The following is an 18,311-nucleotide window of genomic DNA, read 5'->3' as shown; positions in this document are numbered from 1 at the left end:
CGCGCGGCGACGGGCGGCGCAGGCGGCCCTAGCAGCGGCCGCGCTCGGGCACCAGGAGGGGAGCGCCCAGGGCCGTCGGCGTAGCGTGGCCGCATGAGCGAATCCTCACCCGCCGCGACGCGCCCGCTGGCGCTCGTCACCGGAGCGACCGGCTACATCGGCGGCCGCCTCACCCCGCGCCTGCTCGAGGCCGGCTACCGCGTCCGCGTGCTCGTCCGCGATCCGCGCAAGCTCGCGGAGGTCCCGTGGGCCGACGACGTCGAGGTCGCCCAGGGCGACCTCAGCGACCCGGAGTCGCTGGCCGCCGCGTTCGAGGGCGTCGGCGTCCTCTACTACCTCGTGCACTCGATGGGCTCGGGCGCCGACCACGCGCGCTTCGAGGAGGTGGAGAGCCGCGCCGCGACCAACGTCGCCGAGGCGGCCCTCGCGGCCGGCGTCGATCGCATCGTCTACCTCGGCGGTCTGCACCCGGACGTCGAGAAGCTGTCGCCGCACCTGCGCTCGCGGGCCGAGGTGGGCCGCATCCTGATGGCCTCCGGTGTGCCGACGATCGCGCTGCAGGCCGGTGTCATCATCGGCTCCGGATCCACCTCATTCGAGATGGTGCGGCACCTCACCGACGTGCTGCCGTACATGCCCGCGCCGCAGTGGGTGCGCAACTTCATCCAGCCGATCGCCGTCCGCGACGTGATGCACTACCTGCTCGGCTCCGCCGCGCTCGAGGACGCGACGCTCAACCGCACCTTCGACATCGGCGGGCCGGACGTGCTCCGCTACGGCCAGATGATGAACGGCTACGCGGTCGAGGCGGGGCTCGCGCAGCGTCCGATCGCCTCTCTGCCCGTCTTCACGCCGTGGCTGGCCTCGCAGTGGGTGAACCTGGTGACGCCGATCCCGCGCTCGCTCGCGGTGCCGATCATCGCGTCGCTGCAGTACGACTGCGTGGTGCGCGAGCAGGACATCCGCGAGCTGATCCCGGACCCGGAGGGCGGCCTCACGCCGTACCGCCGCTCGGTCCGCCTCGCGCTGGGCAAGATGCAGGCCGGCGAGATCGAGACCAGCTGGCAGAACGCCGAGGTCGTCGGCGCCCCGAGCGACCCGCTCCCGAGCGACCCGGAGTGGGCCGGCCACACGGTCTACGTCGACCTCAAGGTGCGCCGGACCGACGCCGATCCGGCCAAGCTCTGGCGAGTCATCGAGGGCATCGGCGGCACGAACGGCTGGTACTCGTTCCCGCTGGCCTGGGCGATCCGCGGCTGGATGGACAAGCTCGTCGGGGGAGTGGGCCTGCAGCGCGGGCGCCGCGACTCCGAGCGGCTGCACGCGGGCGACGCGCTCGACTTCTGGCGCGTCGAGGCGATCGAGCGGCCGACGCTGCTGCGCCTGCGTGCGGAGATGAAGGTGCCCGGCGGCGCCTGGCTCGAGATGCGCGCGGAGCCCGGAGAGGACGGCGGATCCGTCTACACCCAGCGCGCCGTCTTCTTCCCGCAGGGACTCGGCGGGCGGCTCTACTGGTTCGCCGTCCTGCCCTTCCACGGCGTGATCTTCAACGGGATGGCCAACCGCATCACGGCCACCGCGACCGACCTGGCCGACGCCGGCGCGGAGCGCTCCACTGGTGGGCGCGGGGCGCAGCGGTGACAATGGAGGGGTCCGCGGGCGGCGACGCCGCCCCGGACACGAACGAGAGGAGCACGATGAGCGAACGGTCGGACACGGACGCGGGGCGCGAACTCCAGTTGGGGAAGGTCGCCTTCATCGGCGACAGCATCATCCAGGGCGGGTCCTGGGACGAGTGGTTGACGGCGTCGACCGTCGTCGACGAGGGCGTCGGCGGGGCGACCAGCGCCGACGTCGTGGAGCGGCTCCCGGAGCTCGTCGAGTCGGCGCCGGACACGGTCGTGCTGCTCGTCGGCACCAACGATCTCGCCTACCACCGCACCACCGAGCACATCGTGCGCAACATCGAGACGATCGTCGCGACGTTCCGCCGCGATCTGCCGGACGTGCGCATCCTCGTCGTCTCGCTGCTGCCGCGGGCGCGCGAGTTCGGCGCGCAGATCCGCGAGGTGAACCGTCACCTCTGGCAGTTCGCCCCGACGGCGCACGCGGGCTACCTCGACCTCTGGCCGGTGCTCGCCGGCGAGGACGGCGCCCTGCTCGAGCAGTACTCGCCCGACGGCCTGCACCTCAACGAGGCCGGCTACTCCGCGTGGCGCGAGGCCCTCGGCCCCGCCCTGGACTCCGTGCTGCGGATGCCGCCGCGGACCCGGCCGATCACGCTGCCGTACGACGAGTTCGCGCGGCCGAAGACGGCGTAGGCGCCTCGGCCCAGCGATGCGCATCCGAGGGGAGTCGTGACCGAGAGGTCCGGCTCCCTTCGTCGTTCCCAGGTCCTCGTAGGAGTGGGCCGCGCGGGAGTGCACTGCTCTTCGGGGATCGATCAGCGGTTCTTGCCGCGGGCATAGGCGGCGACGGCACTCTCGGATCTGCACCCGGCCGGGTGCGACGAGAGCCGGAGGCGCAGGATGAGCAGCACGATCGAGAACCAGGGACCGGGGACGGCGGAGTGGCCGCCGCCCGCGGCGGGAACCGTGGCGCCGAGCGCGGCGGAGCCGGTGCAGGCGCGTCAGCCGCTCTGGCGACGGCGCCGCGTCCGGTGGATCGCGCTCGCCGTCCTCGCCGGGCTGTTGCTGCTGGGCGGAGGGTTCGGGATCGGCTACGCCGTCGGCAACGCGGTCGGGTCCACCGCCGTCGGCGGGTTCGACCCGTCGCAGCGGGGCGGGATGCCGGACGGCGGTTTCCCCGGCGATGGCGGGCCCGGGTCGTTCGGCGGCCAGGGGAGCGGGACAGGGACGGACTCGGGGTCGGAATCCGGTACCGGAGCGGACGCGGGCACCGGCACCGCGACCAGGACGGCGAGCTAGCCGAGCGCCTTGCGGAAGGCGGCGAGGGCGTCGTCCGAGAAGAGGACGAAGCGGACCTCGTCGAGGGCGCCCGGGCCGTCCTCGGCGGCGGCCGCGCGGACGGAGTCGACGGCGACGCGGGCCGCGCTCGCCATCGGCCAGCCGTAGACGCCGGCCGAGACGGCCGGGAAGGCGACGGTCCGGGCGCCGAGGGAGCGGGTGACGCGGATCGACTCGGTGTACGCGGAGGCGAGAACGGCCGAGCGGTCGTCGCTGCGCGAGTACACGGGGCCGACGGTGTGCACGACCCAGCGCGCGGGCAGGCGGCCGGCCGTGGTCGCGACCGCGGAGCCGGCGGGGAGTCCCTCGCGCAGCTCGCCGGCGCGGAGGCGGCGGCACTCCTCGAGGATCTCGGGACCGCCGGCGCGGTGGATCGCGCCGTCGACGCCGCCGCCGCCGAGCAGGGACGAGTTGGCGGCGTTGACGATGACGTCGACCTGCTCGCGGGTGATGTCGCCGCGGACGGCGGTGAGCGCGGTCACGAGCGGTTGTTCGACAGCTCGAAGATCTTCACGAGCTCGGCGATGGCGGCCTCGCGCGCGTCGCCGCCCTCGTCGAACATCGCGGTGACGTGGGTGCGGAGGTGGTTCTCGACGATCAGCTTGTTCAGCGAGCCGAGCGACTTCTGGATGGCGAGCGACTGCGTGACGATGTCGACGCAGTAGTCCTCGTTCTCGATGGCCTTCTCGAGGCCGCGCATCTGGCCCGCCAGGATGCGGGCGCGGTGCAGGGAGCGCTTCTTCAGATCCTCGATCACCCGGCCAGCCTACGCCGGGAGCGGATACCCGGGCGGGGTATCGCCCCGTACGATCGACGGGTGAATGCGCAGAAGTCCGGCCCGCCCCGTGGCGGCACCAGCGACCGCTACCCGAACCGGTCGAACGCGAGGATGGCGCTGGCCCCGGGCGTCCTCGCCGCGATCATCCTGCTGGCGGGTCTCGCGCTGGTCGGCGGAGACGCCTACGACTTCGTGCGGTACCCGGTCGCGATCCTCGCGGCGGTGATCGGCTGGTTCGCGATCCAGGCGAAGGCCTGGTACTGGCTGATCGGGCTCGTGCCGATCGTGGTGCTCTGGAACCCGGTGCTGCCGTTCTCGTTCCCGGACGCGGTCTGGTCGTCGCTGCACCTCGCCGCGGTCGGCGTCGTGGTCGCGGCGGGCCTCGTCATCCGCGTGCGCGTCACCGAGTGACCTCGACGGTGACGGGGGAGTAGACTCGACGCGCGCCCGCACGCCGGGGATGCTGCGACCGGGTCTCAGACCCGTTGCTCGGAGCTCCCGACGGCCACCGGGCGCACCGGTGCCCGTCTCGTCCCAGACTCGACGCGGCCAGTGCAACACACGCAGTGCAGGCAAGACCCGCACTGCACGCAAGACACGCAGCACACAAGGCACGCACAGTGCAATGCGACGGTGGAGCGCGGGAATCCCTCCTCCGCCCCCGTCCACGTCGAGGAGGAGCATGGCTCGCAGCGGCCAGCGTCAGTCCGGTCAGTCGCGTCGTCCGACCAGCGCGAGCCCGGGCACCCGGCCCCGTTCGCGCTCGCGCGGGGTCGACAACTCCGGGATCATCCCGATCCTCGCCCGCCGGGTGCGCGAGGTCGAGGCCAAGGCACAGACCGGCAAGGTCGGTCCGACCAATCGGACCAAGTTCCTGGTGATCGCCCTGCTGATGCGCGAGGAGCGCAAGCGGGTGAAGATCGACACCGAGCTGAGCGACTCGCAGCGTGCGGAGGAGATGAAGCGCCTCGACGGCATCGCGACCATCCTCGCGAAGACCGCCGCCCGCGACACCAGCCTGATCGCCCTGCTCGAGTCCGAGGCCGGCATCACCGCCGCCGCGCAGAAGCTGCGGCGCGACTGGCTGCTCGAGGCCGGCGCCGAGCTGAGCCCGGACGAGCTGCTGATCGTGACCGAGCCGGAGCCCAAGCCGGAGGTGGCGGTCAACCAGGTCGTGCCGCCGTCGGTGCGCGCGCGCCAGCTCGCCAACCCGTTCCTCCCGCCGGACTTCTCGATCGCGAGCGCACCCACGCCCGCCCGTCGCCGCCTCGACGACTGGGAGCTGCTCGGTCCGCTGTTCAAGGCGTTCGAGTACGGAGCCGGTGGCCGCGCCGCCAGCATGGAGCTGCCCGAGCCGCCGAAGATCGACCGGGTCACCCCGCGCGGCCGCGACCTGATGCCGCACCAGGCGCGCTTCATCGAGGGCGCCCGCGAGGGGCACCGCAGCTTCCTGCTCGCCGACGAGCCGGGACTCGGCAAGACGGCGCAGAGCCTGCTGGCCGCCTCCGTCACCGGCTCGTACCCGCTGCTCGCCGTCGTGCCCAACGTCGTGAAGATGAACTGGGCGCGCGAGGTGGAGCGGTGGACGCCGCAGCGCCGCGCGACCGTCATCCACGGCGACGGCGGGACGCTCGACGCGTTCGCCGACGTCGTGATCGTCAACTACGACATCCTCGACCGCCACATCGGCTGGCTCGGCAGCCTCGGCTTCCGCGGGATGGTCGTCGACGAGGCGCACTTCATCAAGAACCTCCGCTCGCAGCGCTCGCAGAGCGTGCTGGCGCTGGCCGCGAAGATCCGCGAGACGACTCCCGGCCACGATCCGCTGATGATCGCCCTCACGGGTACACCGCTCATCAACGACGTGGACGACTTCCGTGCCATCTGGCGCTTCCTCGGCTGGATCGACGAGACCAAGCCCGGGCCCGAGCTGATGGGCCTGCTCGAGGACACCGGGCTCACCCCCGCCGACACCGGGTTCTACCCGGAGGCGCGCGAGGCGGTCATCGACCTCGGCATCGTCCGCCGCAAGAAGATCGACGTCGCCGCCGACCTGCCCTCGAAGCGGATCGTCGACCTCCCGGTCGAGCTGGACGACGACCTCGGCCGCTCGATCCAGAAGGCGGAGCGCGAGCTCGGCGCACGGATGCTGCAGCGCTACAAGGCCGTCACCGCGTCGATCACCCACGAGCTCGACGACGACGAGCGCGAGCGCTTCGTCCGCATCGTCGCGCAGAGCGAGCTCGAGGAGTCGAAGTCGGCCAAGACCGGCGAGAACGTCTTCACGATGGTGCGCCGGATCGGCCAGGCCAAGGCGGCGCTCGCCGCCGACTACGCCTCGCAGCTGGCCCGCTCGGTCGGCAAGGTGGTCTTCTTCGCCAAGCACATCGACGTGATGGACCAGGCGGAGGAGACCTTCGAGAAGCGCGAGCTCACCTCCGTCTCGATCCGCGGCGACCAGTCGGCGACGTTCCGCCAGTCGCAGATCGACGCGTTCAACGAGGACCCGGACGTCTCGGTCGCGGTCTGCTCGCTGACCGCGGCGGGGGTCGGCGTCAACCTGCAGGCCTCGTCGAACGTCGTCCTGGCCGAGCTGTCCTGGACCTCGGCCGAGCAGACGCAGGCGATCGACCGCGTGCACCGCATCGGCCAGGAGGAGCCGGTCACGGCCTGGCGCATCATCGCCGCGCACACGATCGACGCCAAGATCGCCGAGCTGATCGACGCGAAGGCCGGCCTCGCCGCCCGCGCGCTCGACGGGGCGGACGCCGAGGTCGCCTCGGCCGACACGGTTCAGCTGGACGCGCTCATGCACGTCCTCCGCCAGGCGATCGGCTGAGCGGAGCCGCGAAGAAGTCGCGCTCGAAGACGCTCGAGCGCAGGAACGCGTCGCCCATGGCGGCGCGTTCCGCGTCCGTGGCGCGGGCGGCGGCCGCCTCGGTGATCGCGATCGCGCGCTCGGTCGCGACGGCGAACGCGGGATCGGCGTAGGTCACCAGCCAGTCCGCGTAGGGGTGGCCCGGCCGGTTCGCCGCGGCGAGGCGCTCGCCGAGGTCGGCGTAGAGCCAGAAGCACGGCAGCAGGGCGGCGACGATCTCGCCGTAGCCGCCGCGGGCGCCGGCCGCGAGCAGGTGGTCGACGTAGCCGCGGGTGGTGGCCGAGGCGGTCGTCGTGCGCTCGCCGAGGCGGTCGCGGTGCAGCTGCGCCTCCGCCGCGAGGGCCGAGGCGGACGACTCCGCCCAGAAGACCTGCTCGGCGGTGCTCGGCGCGCGCTGGGCGGCGACGGCGAGGACCCGGGCGTACTCGGTGAGGTAGAGCGCGTCCTGCTCCAGGTACCACTCGAAGTCGTCGCGGGCGAGGGAGCCGTCGCCGAGGGCCGAGACGAAGGGGAGCGCGTCGATCTCGGCGCGGAGGGCCTCCGTCCCGGCCCACATCCGCTCGCAGAAGGCGGGGACGCGCAGCCGGTGGAAGTGGTCGATGGGGCCGTTGCCGCTGCCGACCCGGAGCGCGTCGGCGCCGCGGAGGGCGCCGGTCAGCCAGTCCTTCGCCGTCGTCAGCGCGAGGACCAGCGCGTCCGGAGTCGCCTCGCCGCCCGCCAGGAGCGTCGCCATCGCGGAGGAGAGCGAGCAGCCGGTGCCGTGCGTGTTCCGGGTGGTGACGCGCCGTCCCGGCACCTCGCGGGCGCCGCCGTCAGGGGTGACGATCGCGTCCGGAGTCGCCGGGCCGTCGAGGTGCCCGCCCTTGACCAGGACGGCCGTGCCGAGGGTACGGGCGATCGAGGCGGCCTGCTCGAGCGCGGCGGGCCAGTCGCTGGCGGGCTCGGCGCCGGCGAGCACGGCCAGCTCGGGGAGGTTCGGGGTGACCAGGTGGGCACGGCGGACCAGGGCGCGGACCGCGTCCTCCGCCTCCGCGTCGAGCAGGCGGTGCCCGCTGGTCGCGATCATCACCGGGTCGACGACGACGAGCGGTGGGCGCACGTCGTCGAGCCAGCCGGCGATCACGGCGCCGAGCTCCGCGTTCGCGATCATGCCGATCTTCACCGCGTCGATCTCGACGTCGTCGCTCACCGCGTCGAGCTGCTCGCGGAGGAACGCGGCCGGCGGCAGGTGCACGGATCGCACCCCCCGGGTGTTCTGCGCGACGAGCGCGGTGACCACGGCCATCCCGTAGCCACCGAGCGCGCCGATCGACTTCAGGTCGGCCTGGATGCCGGCGCCGCCGGTCGGGTCGGTGCCGGCGATGCTGAGGACGCGGGGGATCGCGGCGGGAGCGGGGAGCGCGGCGCTCATCGGTCCCACTCCGCCCGGAAGCGGCGTGCGGCGGCCCCCGGGTCGTCAGCGGCGCAGATCGCCGAGACGATCGCGAGACCGGCCGCGCCGGCCCGGCGCAGGGCCGCGGCGTCGTCGGCGGTGACGCCGCCGATGGCCACGCAGGGGAGCGGAGTCGCGGCGGCGAGGGCGGCGAAGCCGTCGATCCCGAGCGGGACGGGGTGGTCGGGCTTGGTCGCCGTGGCCCGGATCACGCCGACGCCGAGGTAGTCCACGGTGCCGGCGGGCAGGGCGTGCGCCGCGGCGAGGTGCGCCGGGGTGTTCGCCGTGAGACCGACCACGGCGCCCGGGCCGAGGATGCTGCGTGCGGCGAGGACCGGCAGGTCCGATTGCCCGACATGCACGCCGTCGACCCGGGCGCCGGCCAGGCGGGCGGCGAGGACGACGTCGACGCGGTCGTCGACCAGGAGCGTGGTGCGCTCGTCGAGCACGGCGGCGACGGCGCAGGTGAGGGCGACGAGCTCGGCAGCGGCCGCCTCGTGGTCGCGGACCTGGACGACGCGGACGCCGCCCGCGACGGCGGCAGCGACCACGGCCGCGACTCCCCGCGGTCCGCAGAGGCGGGTGTCGGTGACGAGGTGGAGCGAGAGGTCGATCATGCGATCCGCGCTCCGCTCTCGACCTCGTCGGCGGTGAGCGCGGCGAGGGCGTCGAGCAGCCCGACCGCGAAGGAGCCGGGACCGCTCGCGCCGGCGGCCGCGCTCTCGGCGGCGAGGCCCCAGACCACGGAGGCGGCGACCGCTGCCCCGAGCGCGTCGGAGTCCTGTGCGCCGAGGAACGCGGCCATCACCGCGCCGAGGGCGCAGCCGCCGCCGGTGACGCGGGTGAGCAGCGGGTGCCCGCCGGTGACGCGGACGACGCGCTCGCCGTCGGTGATCACGTCGACGGCACCCGAGACGGCGACCGCGGCGCCCGAGCGCCGGGCGAGCGAGTGCGCCGCGTCGAGCGCGTCCTCCGGGCCGTCGACCGCGTCGACGCCGCGACCGCCCGCGCCGAGACCCGCGAGGGCGAGGATCTCGGAGGCGTTGCCGCGGATGATCGCCGGCCGCGCCTCCAGCAGCTCCGCGGCCAGGGCGGTGCGGACGGGGAGCGGGCCGACGGCGACGGGGTCGAGCACCCAGGGGGTCCCGGCGTCGTTCGCCGCGGCGACCGCCTCCAGCGCGCCGTCGCGCTGCTCGGCGCCCGGGGTGCCGAGGTTCACCAGCGTCGCGGAGGCGATCCGGGCGAAGACGCCGGCCTCGCCGGGCAGGTCGCACATCGCGGGGCTGGCGCCGAGCGCGAGCAGGCTGTTCGCGGTGAAGCCGGTCACCACCGCGTTGGTGATGCACTGCACGAGCGGCGCTGCGGAGCGCAGCCGTGCCAGGTCTCGGGCGACGGCCGCACCGTCGGGGAGGGTCGGGTGGGCAGGCGTGCGAATGCTCATTCGCGACATCCCTTCGCTAGTACGAACTAGATCAGGTTCGACGGGTCTCATCTCAGCCCTGGCGGGCACCCCGTGTCACTGCGCACGACCCTAGCGGGTCGTCGGCCTCAGGTCGTCGCGATCGTGCTGTCGCCGCGGTCGCTGACGACGACCCGCAGGCCGGTCGGCAGTCGCTCGCGCATCGCGTCGACGTGGCTGATCAGGCCGATGGTGCGGCCCCCGGAGCGCAGCGCGTCGAGGGTGCCGAGCGCCGTCTCGAGCGTCTCGGCGTCGAGCGAGCCGAAGCCCTCGTCGATGAACATCGTCTCGAGCGAGACGCCGCCGGACTGCATCGTCACCACATCGGCCAGGCCGAGGGCGAGGGCGAGCGAGGCGAGGAACGTCTCGCCGCCGGAGAGCGACGCGGGCTGGCGGCGGGCGCCGGTGAACGCGTCGAGCACGTCGATCCCGAGGCCGGAGGCGGCGCCGCGGTAGGCGAGCGAGTCGTCGTGCACGAGGGCGTAGCGGCCGCTCGTCATCGCGCCCAGGCGGAGGTTCGCGGCGGCGACGATCTCCTCGAGCCGGCCGGCGAGGGCGAACGCCTCGAGGTCCATCCGGCGGGTGTTCTGCCCGCGGCCGTCGATCGTCTCCGCGAGGGCGCGCAGCTCCTCGTGCCGGCGCAGGCGCTCGTCGAGGGTGCGCAGGCGCTCCTCGGCCCGGCCGGCCAGCTCGCCCAGCCGCGCGGACCGGTGCTCGAGCACGGAGTGCCGCGACCGGGCGTCGTCGCGGCGGGCGGAGGCGGCGCGCACCTCCTCCTCCGCCGCGGCCAGGTCGACGGGTGCGGTCGGCAGTCCCGCCAGCTCGGGGTCGGCCAGCACCGACTCGACGGCGCTGCGGCGGCGCTCGTGCTCGGCGACCACGGCCTCGGCGCGGGCGCGCTCGCCCGAGGTCAGAGCGGCGGACTCGGCGTCCTCCGCGCTCGCGAAGCCGCGGTCGCCGACCACCTCGGCGAGCTGGATCCCGGCGGCCTCGGCGGCCTCGCGGCGGGCGGTCGCCGCGTCCTCGGACTCGACGAGCGCCTCGGCCAGGCGGCGCCGCTCGGTGATCGCGGCCACGCGCTCGGCGATGCTCGCGGCGCCGTCGCGGTGGGCGTCGATCCGCTCGCGCAGGAGGCGCAGCGCCTCGGCGGCGAGGGCCTCGTCGGAGCTGAGGCGCTGGTGCCCGACGCGGGCGGTCTCGAGGGCGGACGCCAGCTCCTCGCTCCGGACGCGGAGGGTGGACCGCTCGCGCCGCAGCTTCTCGAGCCGGGTCGCGGCGCTCCGGGAACCGGCGAGGCGGTGCTCGGCCTCGACGCGGGCGGCCCGGAGCTCCTCGGCGCTCGTGCTGCCGGCCCGCTCCTCCAGGGCGGCCAGGGCGAGCGCTCCTGCGCTCTCGGCCGCGCGGGCGGCGTCCATCGCGGCGGCGGCGCGATCGACGGCGGTGCGCGCCTTCTCGATCTCAGCGGTGCCGACGGGCGGAAGCTCGCCGTGCTCGGCGGGGCGCGGGTGCTCGCAGGAGCCGCAGACGGGGCAGGGGTCGCCGGGAACGAGCGCTCCGGCCAGCTCGCCGGCGAAGCCCGCGAAGCGGCGGGCGACCAGCTCGGCGTGCTCGGCGGCGCGGACGCCGTGCGCCCGGGCCGTCTCGGCGTGGGCGGTGCGGAGGCGATCGAGCGCGGTCGCGGCACTCGCGCGCTCGGCGGCGGCTCGGATCCGGCGCTCGAGCGAGGCCAGCTCCTCGGAGCGGGCCGGCAGCGCCGACGCGTCCGGAGCGAGGGCGTCCTCCTCCGCGGAGAGAGCGTCGAGCAGGGCGGGCAGCGCCCGGAGCTCGCGATCGAGGACCGCCAGCGCGGCGGCGGACCGCTCCCGCGCCGTCACGGTCCGCTCGGCGAGGCGGACCGCCTCCGGCAGCGTGCGCTCGTCGGCGAGGGCCTCGGTCAGCGCGCCGAGCGTCGCGGCGAGGCGCTCGGCGGCCTGGGCGGCGGCGGCCCGATCCGCGGGCTCGTCGAGGGCGGCCGTGAAGGCCTCGGCTGCGCTGTCGCGGCTCCGGTCGGCGGCGGCCGACCTCTCGGCCGCCGAGCGCGCGCCCTTGAGCAGCGGCAGCACGCCCTCGGCCCGCCGGGCCCGCTCGATCCGCTCGCGCTCCCGGACGACGAGCGACTCGGCGACCGCCAGCTCCTCGGCCTCGATCAGTGCGCTCCGGCGGCGGTCCTGCGCCCGCTTCACCAGCCGCGCCTCGTCCCGGGCGGTCTCGGCCGCGCGGCTCGCGGCGTCGGCCGCCGCCACCTCGTCCCGAGCGAGAGCGAGGTGAGGGTCGAGCCGGGTCACCAGGGAGCGGAACCAGTCCGTGTCGAGCACCGCCGGTGCGGGCTCCTCGTCGCCCGCGAGGCGCACGGCCTCGTCGGCCAGCGCCGTGACGGCCGCGCGCTCCTCCTCGAGCGCGGCTCCGCTCTCGTGGCGTTGCTCGACGAGGCGCCGGCGCAGCAGGTCGTAGCGCTCGGTCGCGAAGAGCGTGCGGAGCAGGCGCTGCCGGTCGTCGTTCTTCGCCAGCAGGAACTCGTGGAAGCGGTTCTGCGCCAGCAGGATCACCTGCAGGAACTGGTCCTTGGTCAGCCCGACGATCCGGCCGATGTCGGTCCCCGTCTCGCGTGCACTGGAGGAGAGCCCCCGCCACTCGCCGTCGACCCGTTCGAGCAGCGCGACCTTCGCGGACTGGCGCGTGGTGCCGCCGCCGCGCTTGGCCGGCCGCTCGTACTCCGGCGAGCGGCGGACCCGGTAGAGCCGCCCCGCCGCCTCGAAGTCGAGCTCGGCGAACGTCTCGTCCTCGGGCGCGCTGTGGTCGCTCCGGAGCCGCGTGGCCGTGCCGTCGAAGCGCGGCACCGAGCCGTAGAGGGCGAAGCTGATCGCGTCGAGGATCGTCGACTTGCCCGCGCCGGTGCGCCCGGCGATGAGGTAGATCCCCACGTCCTCCAGGCGGTCGAAGTCGATCTCCTGCTCGGCGCGGAAGGGACCGAGGCCGGCGAAGGAGAGGCGGCGGATCCTCACCGCAGCGCCTCGGCGTCGACGGCCGCGAGGGCGTCCAGTGCGAGCGCGCGCTCGGTCTCGCTCGCGCCGTGCCCACCGCGGACGTGCGCGAGGAAGTCGTCGATCACCTCGACGTCGCTGCGCCCGCGGATCCGCTCGGCGTAGCGCCGCTCGTCGACCGCGGCGTGCGGCGGCCGGTGCTCGAGCGTCGCGCAGCCGGGGAAGCGGGACTGCAGCCGCGCCATCGCGTCGAGCGGGCGCACCTCGTCGGTGAGCACCGCCGAGACCCAGTCCGGCTCGTACTCCGCGAGCGACGGGTCGCTCAGCAGCTCGGCCAGCGTCCCCTCGATCACGCTGAGCCGCCGCGGCACGGGCAGCGCGGACCAGCGCACCTCGCCGAGTCCGTCGGCGCCGAGCTCGACCAGCCAGCCGCCGCGCGGCTTGGCCGCCTCGCCGAAGGAGTAGTGCAGGGGAGCGCCGGAGTAGCGGACGCTCGGCAGCAGCTCCGCCCGCCCGTGGATGTGCCCGAGCGCGGCGTAGTCGGCCGCCGCGAAGTGGTCGACCGAGACGTAGTCGAGCCCGCCCGCGGTGATGTCGCGCTCGACGGTGGCGGCCGGGGCGCCGACGGCGAAGCAGTGCGCGAGCACGACCCAGCGCCGCCCGGCCGCCTCGGCGTCGGCGCGGATGCGGTGCATCGCGAAGGCGAGCACGTCCTCGTGGCGGCGCAGCGACTCCTCCGGGTGCCGGTGCCGGTAGAGGGCCGGCTCGAGGAACGGGATCCCGTAGACGCCGACCTCCCCGTGCTCGTCGCGCAGCACGACCGGCTCGGTGCAGCGCTCCGGATCGGTCAGCACGTGCACGCCGGATCCGCGCAGCAGCCCGGCCTGGAAGCCCAGCCGGGCGGGGGAGTCGTGGTTGCCGCTGGTCAGCACGACCTCGGCGCCGGCCGCGCGGATCGCCTCGAGCGTCCGCGTGAGCAGCGTGTAGTGCTCGGCCGCCGGCACCGCGGAGTCGAAGACGTCGCCCGCGACGAGCACGACGTCGACCCCCTCGGCGCGCACCGTCTCGACCAGCGCCTCGAGCACGAGGCCGAGCGCCGCGACGCTCGAGTGGCCGTGGAAGGTGCGGCCGATGTGCCAGTCGGAGGTGTGCAGGAGCTTCACGACCGTCCTTTCGCGAGGGGCTGGGCGGGGCGGTCGGATCGCTCCCTGTCGTGCCCCTCCAGGCTACTGAGCGGCTCCGACACCGGACGCCCGCGCCGCCGCCACCGGCGGACACCTCCCGTTCACCCGCGGGTGCAGAATGGGTCGTCGGCCGATCTGAGGAGGCGTTGCATGAAGCTGCCCCGAGTGCCCTCGACCCTCCTCGGCCTCGGCTCGCGCACCCGCGCGGCCGCCGAGGACACCGGTCCGATCGAGCGGATCCGCCGCGAGGAGGAGCCCGCCCGCCGGAGCACCGTCGACAACGCGATCTACCAGGACGGGCGGCGGATCGTCTCGCCGCACAGCATCCCGGAGGCGCTCGCCGCGCTGCAGAAGCTGCCCGACGCGATGGCCTGGATCGGCCTCTACCGCCCCACCGAGGCCGAGCTCGCCGCCCTCGAGGACGAGTTCTCGATGCACCCCCTCGCGATCGAGGACGCGATCAGCGCGCATCAGCGCCCCAAGCTCGAGCGCTACGGCTCCGACATGTTCGTGGTGCTGCGCGCCGCGAGCTACGCGGACCAGCGCGAGGAGGTCGACTTCGGCGAGCTGCACCTCTTCGTCGGCCCGAACTTCGTCGTCACCGTGCGCCACTCCGAGAAGCCCGACCTCTCCCTGGTCCGGCGCCGGATGGAGGCCGACCCCGAGCTGCTGCGCAAGGGCCCGGTCGCCGTGCTCTACGCGATCCTGGACGCGGTCGTCGACCAGTACTCGCCGGTGGTCGCGGGTCTCGAGAACGACATCGACGAGATCGAGGCCCAGGTCTTCGAGGGCGACCCGGCCGTGTCGCGGCGCATCTACGAGCTGTCCCAGGAGGTGCTCGACTTCCAGCGCGCGACCCGCCCGCTGACCGGCATGCTCGGCCGCCTGGTGACCGACTTCGAGGTCTTCCGCGAGGACGTCGAGCTGCGGCGCTACCTCCGCGACGTCGCCGACCACGTCGCCGTCGTCGACGAGCGGATCGAGGGCTTCCGCACCACGCTGCGCGAGATCCTCGCGGTGAACGCGACGCTCGTCGCCCAGCGCCAGAACGAGGACATGAAGAAGCTCGCGGAGGCGGGCAACCAGCAGAACGACGAGGTCAAGCGGATCTCCGCCTGGGCCGCCATCTTCTTCGCACCGACCATGATCTCCAGCGTCTACGGCATGAACTTCGACGCGATGCCCGAGCTGCACCTGGCCTGGGGCTACCCGGCGGCGCTCGGGCTGATGGTCGCCTCCAGCGTCGTCCTGCACCGGCTGTTCAAGCGCTGGGGCTGGCTCTGAGCCCTCGCCCGAGGGCGCCGGGCTGTCAACGGGCTGACGGCCGCCGCCGCCGCGCGTAGCGTCGGGGTCGAGCCGCGGTCGCGGCCGATCTGCAGGAGGCCCCGATGATCCGAACCGACGCGCACTCGCGCGAATCGCTCTGGCGGGCCGGTGCCGCGCCGATCCCGGGCGACTCCTTCGTCCCCGGAGCGCACTACGACGACGTTGTCGTCGGCGCCGGCCTCTCCGGCCTCGTCACGGCGCTCCTGCTCCAGCGCAGCGGCCGCCGCGTGCTCGTCCTCGAGGCGCGCACGGTCGGCGCGGTGACCACCGGTGCCAGCACCGCCAAGCTGAGCCTGCTCCAGGGCGCGCACCTGTCGAGGATCGCCGCCCGCAACACCCCGGCCGTCACCCGGGCCTACGTCGCCGCGAACCTCGCCGGGTTCGGCTGGCTCGTCGACTACCTGCGCGAGGCCGGGGTGCCGGTGCAGCGCCGGACCGCCTACAGCTACGCGCAGACCCCCGACGGCGTCCCCGCGGTGCTGCGGGAGCACGAGACCGCCCGCCGCTTCGGCCTCGGGACCCGCCTCGTCGGCGAGCTCGACGTCCCGTTCCCGAGCACCGCCGCCGTCGCGCTCGACGACCAGGCCGAGTTCGATCCGATGGCGGTGCTGGCGGCGCTCGCCGCCGACTTCCGCGCGGCGGGCGGCGTGCTCGTGCAGGGCGTGCGGGCGCTCGGGATGCGCGCGAGCGCCCCGGTGCGCGTCCGCACCAGCGCCGGCGAGGTGACCGGCGAGCGGGCCTACCTGCTCACCGGGACGCCGATCCTGGACCGCGGTCTGTACTTCGCGAAGCAGGTCGCGCTCCGCTCCTACACCGTCGCCTTCCGCGGCGTCGACGCGGTGCCGGAGGGCATGTTCCTCTCGGTCGACGAGCCCTCGCGCTCGATCCGCGACGTGGAGCGCGACGGCGAGCGGCTGCTCCTGGTCGGCGGGAACGGTCACCCGGTCGGCCGACGCCCGCGCACGCAGGAGAGCCTCGACGACCTCGTCGCGTGGACCCGCCGCTCCTTCCCCGCTGCCGAGCCGGTCGCGCAGTGGAGCGCCCAGGACTACGAGGCGTTCCACCGCGTCCCCTTCGTCGGCTGGCTGCCGCGCGGCCGCGGGCGGATCTTCTTCGCCTCCGGCTACGACAAGTGGGGGATGACCAACGCGGTGCAGGCGGCGCTCACGCTCGTCGGCGACTCCCGGGGCGAGACCCCGCCGTGGGCGAAGGTCCTGCACCGGCGGCCCACCCTGCCCCGGGTGATGGCGGAGGGCGCCGGTGCGCTCGCCGCGGTCGGCGCCTGGTACGCCCGCGGCTACGGCTCGGTGCTGCGCGCACCGCGGTCGGAGAACGTGGTGCCGGAGGAGGGCCAGGGCTCGCTCGCCCGCGACGGCCTCCAGCCGGTCGCGGTCTCGACCGTCGACGGCCGCCGCTGCGCCGTCTCGGCCGTCTGCCCGCACCTCGGCGGCGTCGTCACCTGGAACGGAGCGGAGCGCAGCTGGGACTGCCCGCTGCACGGCTCCCGCTTCGCGGCCGACGGCTCGGTGCTCGAGGGGCCGGCGGTCACCCCGCTCGCCCCGCTGCGCTGAGCACGGCCCTACGGGGCTACTCGACCAGCAGGGAGAGGCGGCCGCTCAGTCGTCTTCGGACGGCTCCGCGACCTTCCGGCCGTCGGCGCCCGAGGCGTCGCCGTCCACGTGCAGGTCGGTGTCGCCGGGGATGCTGAATTCGCTCAGCGGGTCGAGCGGTGCGTCGTCGCGCGCATCGGAGTCGGGGGCGTCGGTCGTCTCGTCGTGTCCGGTCATACCTGCACCCTACGAGCGTCCGACGAGCCGCTGCACGGCGGTCACCGGGATCGACAGCCACTCCGGGCGGTTGCGCGCCTCGTAGATGGCCTCGTAGATCGCCTTGTCGAGCTCGAAGGCGTCGAGCACGGCGCGGTGCGCAGTGACCGCGTCGCCCGCCTCCTCGGAGTAGCCCTCGAGGAACGCGGCGCGGCTCGCCAGCGCCCACGCGGCGCGGGAGCTGCCCGGGAAGGCCTGCTCGTGCGCGCCGGCGGCGTAGTCGAAGGAGCGGAGCATCCCGGCCACGTCGCGCAGCGCGATGTCCGGCAGCAGCCGCTCGTGCATCGGGCGCAGCGGCTCGCCCTCGAAGTCGAGGAGCACCCAGCCGCGGTCGGGCACGGCCAGCACCTGACCGAGGTGGTAGTCGCCGTGGATCCGCTGCAGCCGCGGCCACGGAGCCTGCTCGGCCGCCTGGAACACCGCGTCGATCGCCTCGGCGCCCTCGGCGACGACCGGCACCTCGGAGGAGGCGATCCGCAGCCGCCGGCGCATCGTCGCGACCATCCGCTGCACGACCTCCGGGGTCGCGTCCTCGGTCGGCATCACCTGCGCGAGGGTGGCGTGCACCTGCGCGGTCGCGAGACCCAGCGCGCGGGCCGGCCCGGTGAAGTCGCTGTCGCCGGCGACGGCCTCGAGCGCGACGCGCCAGGCGTCCTCGACGCCGGGGAGGAACTCCTGCGCGAAGGCGAGGTGCCCGAAGGCGCGGCCCGAGGGCTCGCCGCGGTCGTCCCACTCCCCGGTGACGTTGCCGATCACGGGCGGGACCAGCAGGCTGCCCGCGGCGTTCAGCGCCGACTGCACCGTCACGTCCGGGTTCTCGCCGTGGTGCAGCGCGCGGAAGACCTTGACGATCACCGGGGTCCCGGCCGAGCCGTCCGCCGCGGTCGTCTGCACGATGATCGAGGTGTTCGACTGCTCGCCGCTGAGGATCCGCGACGACGCGAACGCGCCGATCTCGGCGCCGGGCTGGCGGTGGCCCTCGGCGCGGGCGCCGCCCAGGGCGCCCTCCGCGTCGGAGGAGCCGCCGTCGGCGATCAGCTCGAAGAGCGCCCGCGCGAACAGCGGGTCGCGCGGTCCGTCGTAGACGAAGCGCTCGCCGTCGCTCTCGATCAGCGCGTCCTCGAGGCCCGCGACGGGCGCCGAGCGCACCGTCACCGGCACCTGGTAGAGCACCGGGCTCGAGCCCGCTCGGTCGATGACGAGGTGCACGACGACGTCGCCGTCGGCGCCCGCCAGCCGCCACTCGCCGCGGATCTCCAGCTCGGGGCGCCGCCCCTTGCTCGCGTACCACCGCTGATCCGCGACCCAGGCCGCGGCCCGGTCGATCGACAGTCCTGCGCTCATGTCCTGCACTTCCCCTCGCTCGGCACCCCGAACCTTACGCGGCGCGATCGACGCGCCGGTGGGGCTTGCGGCGCGTCCACCCGATCCGGAGACGGCGG

The 18,311-nt window shown here is 74.6% G+C and carries 16 protein-coding genes and 1 riboswitch; of the genes, 7 read left to right on the top strand and 9 right to left on the bottom strand.

The genetic code is table 11. The features are described from left to right. Positions 1-93 precede the first annotated feature (93 nt). From GSU72_RS12420 to GSU72_RS12410, 3 genes are all read left to right on the top strand, one after another. Positions 94-1,641, top strand: coding sequence for an SDR family oxidoreductase (locus GSU72_RS12420; RefSeq protein ID WP_159985345.1), 1,548 nt, complete (start codon positions 94-96; stop codon positions 1,639-1,641). Between the two features lie 56 nt (positions 1,642-1,697). Beyond that, positions 1,698-2,321: a GDSL-type esterase/lipase family protein gene (locus GSU72_RS12415; RefSeq protein WP_159985343.1), complete on the top strand. Its 624-nt coding sequence runs from the start codon at positions 1,698-1,700 to the stop codon at positions 2,319-2,321. Positions 2,322-2,528: 207 nt separating this feature from the next. Next, positions 2,529-2,927 carry a hypothetical protein gene (locus GSU72_RS12410; protein WP_159985341.1) on the top strand — a complete coding sequence of 133 codons (399 nt, stop codon included), beginning with the start codon at positions 2,529-2,531 and terminating at the stop codon, positions 2,925-2,927. Here the strand turns inward: GSU72_RS12410 and GSU72_RS12405 are convergent. Together GSU72_RS12405 and GSU72_RS12400 are read right to left on the bottom strand one after the other, a co-directional pair. Next, complete coding sequence (locus GSU72_RS12405) at positions 2,924-3,448, bottom strand: O-acetyl-ADP-ribose deacetylase (RefSeq protein WP_159985340.1); 525 nt, start codon at positions 3,446-3,448, stop codon at positions 2,924-2,926. The two genes, GSU72_RS12410 and GSU72_RS12405, sit on opposite strands and share 4 nt — an antisense overlap. Beyond that, on the bottom strand, positions 3,445-3,723 hold the full coding sequence (locus GSU72_RS12400) for a metal-sensitive transcriptional regulator (RefSeq protein WP_123445545.1): 279 nt from the start codon (positions 3,721-3,723) through the stop codon (positions 3,445-3,447). Before GSU72_RS12400 ends, GSU72_RS12405 begins: the two co-directional genes overlap by 4 nt. A 60-nt stretch (positions 3,724-3,783) precedes the next feature. Between GSU72_RS12400 and GSU72_RS12395 the strand changes: the two genes are divergently transcribed. Further along, positions 3,784-4,155, top strand: a complete 372-nt coding sequence (locus GSU72_RS12395) for a DUF6804 family protein (RefSeq protein ID WP_244255791.1) — start codon at positions 3,784-3,786, stop codon at positions 4,153-4,155. Between the two features lie 271 nt (positions 4,156-4,426). Further along, entirely contained in the window at positions 4,427-6,583 is a 2,157-nt protein-coding gene (locus tag GSU72_RS12390) for a DEAD/DEAH box helicase (protein ID WP_159985338.1), read from the top strand. Here the strand turns inward: GSU72_RS12390 and thiD are convergent. From thiD to GSU72_RS12365, 5 genes are all read right to left on the bottom strand, one after another. After that, complete coding sequence (gene thiD / locus GSU72_RS12385) at positions 6,552-8,033, bottom strand: bifunctional hydroxymethylpyrimidine kinase/phosphomethylpyrimidine kinase (protein ID WP_159985336.1); 1,482 nt, start codon at positions 8,031-8,033, stop codon at positions 6,552-6,554. The genes GSU72_RS12390 and thiD overlap by 32 nt on opposite strands. Further along, positions 8,030-8,671, bottom strand: a complete 642-nt coding sequence (gene thiE, locus GSU72_RS12380) for a thiamine phosphate synthase (protein ID WP_159985335.1) — start codon at positions 8,669-8,671, stop codon at positions 8,030-8,032. Before thiE ends, thiD begins: the two co-directional genes overlap by 4 nt. After that, entirely contained in the window at positions 8,668-9,495 is an 828-nt protein-coding gene (gene thiM / locus GSU72_RS12375; protein WP_159985333.1) for a hydroxyethylthiazole kinase, read from the bottom strand. The genes thiE and thiM overlap by 4 nt, the downstream gene beginning before the upstream one ends. Then, a riboswitch (TPP riboswitch) is annotated at positions 9,487-9,578 on the bottom strand. (Overlaps the previous gene by 9 nt.) A 24-nt stretch (positions 9,579-9,602) precedes the next feature. Then, on the bottom strand, positions 9,603-12,554 hold the full coding sequence (locus GSU72_RS12370; protein ID WP_159985331.1) for an SMC family ATPase: 2,952 nt from the start codon (positions 12,552-12,554) through the stop codon (positions 9,603-9,605). Then, positions 12,551-13,696: an exonuclease SbcCD subunit D gene (locus GSU72_RS12365; protein ID WP_159985329.1), complete on the bottom strand. Its 1,146-nt coding sequence runs from the start codon at positions 13,694-13,696 to the stop codon at positions 12,551-12,553. Before GSU72_RS12365 ends, GSU72_RS12370 begins: the two co-directional genes overlap by 4 nt. Positions 13,697-13,867: 171 nt before the next feature. Between GSU72_RS12365 and GSU72_RS12360 the strand changes: the two genes are divergently transcribed. Together GSU72_RS12360 and GSU72_RS12355 are read left to right on the top strand one after the other, a co-directional pair. Further along, positions 13,868-15,001 carry a magnesium and cobalt transport protein CorA gene (locus tag GSU72_RS12360; protein WP_159985327.1) on the top strand — a complete coding sequence of 378 codons (1,134 nt, stop codon included), beginning with the start codon at positions 13,868-13,870 and terminating at the stop codon, positions 14,999-15,001. A gap of 104 nt (positions 15,002-15,105) precedes the next feature. Then, positions 15,106-16,614, top strand: a complete 1,509-nt coding sequence (locus GSU72_RS12355) for an FAD-dependent oxidoreductase (protein WP_159985325.1) — start codon at positions 15,106-15,108, stop codon at positions 16,612-16,614. Positions 16,615-16,659: 45 nt separating this feature from the next. Here the strand turns inward: GSU72_RS12355 and GSU72_RS12350 are convergent, their stop codons facing one another. Beyond that, positions 16,660-16,830 carry a hypothetical protein gene (locus tag GSU72_RS12350; RefSeq protein WP_159985324.1) on the bottom strand — a complete coding sequence of 57 codons (171 nt, stop codon included), beginning with the start codon at positions 16,828-16,830 and terminating at the stop codon, positions 16,660-16,662. 9 nt (positions 16,831-16,839) lie between these two features. Next, entirely contained in the window at positions 16,840-18,213 is a 1,374-nt protein-coding gene (locus GSU72_RS12345) for a phosphotransferase (protein ID WP_159985322.1), read from the bottom strand. Positions 18,214-18,311 lie beyond the last annotated feature (98 nt).

Origin of the sequence: Rathayibacter sp. VKM Ac-2760, assembly GCF_009834185.1 — a bacterium.
In the GTDB taxonomy this organism is placed as follows: Bacteria; Actinomycetota; Actinomycetes; order Actinomycetales; family Microbacteriaceae; genus Rathayibacter.
Note: the sequence above shows the minus strand (reverse complement) of the source record. Positions and strands in the feature narration are given on the sequence as shown.

Excerpts from the sequence above, each read along its gene's own strand:
- GSU72_RS12420 (WP_159985345.1), top strand. The coding sequence starts at position 94 with ATGAGCGAATCCTCACCCGCCGCGACGCGCCCGCTGGCGCTCGTCACC.
- GSU72_RS12415 (WP_159985343.1), top strand. The coding sequence starts at position 1,698 with ATGAGCGAACGGTCGGACACGGACGCGGGGCGCGAACTCCAGTTGGGG.
- GSU72_RS12410 (WP_159985341.1), top strand. The coding sequence starts at position 2,529 with ATGAGCAGCACGATCGAGAACCAGGGACCGGGGACGGCGGAGTGGCCG.
- GSU72_RS12390 (WP_159985338.1), top strand. The coding sequence starts at position 4,427 with ATGGCTCGCAGCGGCCAGCGTCAGTCCGGTCAGTCGCGTCGTCCGACC.
- thiD (WP_159985336.1), bottom strand. The coding sequence starts at position 8,033 with ATGAGCGCCGCGCTCCCCGCTCCCGCCGCGATCCCCCGCGTCCTCAGC.
- thiE (WP_159985335.1), bottom strand. The coding sequence starts at position 8,671 with ATGATCGACCTCTCGCTCCACCTCGTCACCGACACCCGCCTCTGCGGA.
- thiM (WP_159985333.1), bottom strand. The coding sequence starts at position 9,495 with ATGAGCATTCGCACGCCTGCCCACCCGACCCTCCCCGACGGTGCGGCC.
- GSU72_RS12360 (WP_159985327.1), top strand. The coding sequence starts at position 13,868 with ATGAAGCTGCCCCGAGTGCCCTCGACCCTCCTCGGCCTCGGCTCGCGC.
- GSU72_RS12355 (WP_159985325.1), top strand. The coding sequence starts at position 15,106 with ATGATCCGAACCGACGCGCACTCGCGCGAATCGCTCTGGCGGGCCGGT.
- GSU72_RS12350 (WP_159985324.1), bottom strand. The coding sequence starts at position 16,830 with ATGACCGGACACGACGAGACGACCGACGCCCCCGACTCCGATGCGCGC.
- GSU72_RS12345 (WP_159985322.1), bottom strand. The coding sequence starts at position 18,213 with ATGAGCGCAGGACTGTCGATCGACCGGGCCGCGGCCTGGGTCGCGGAT.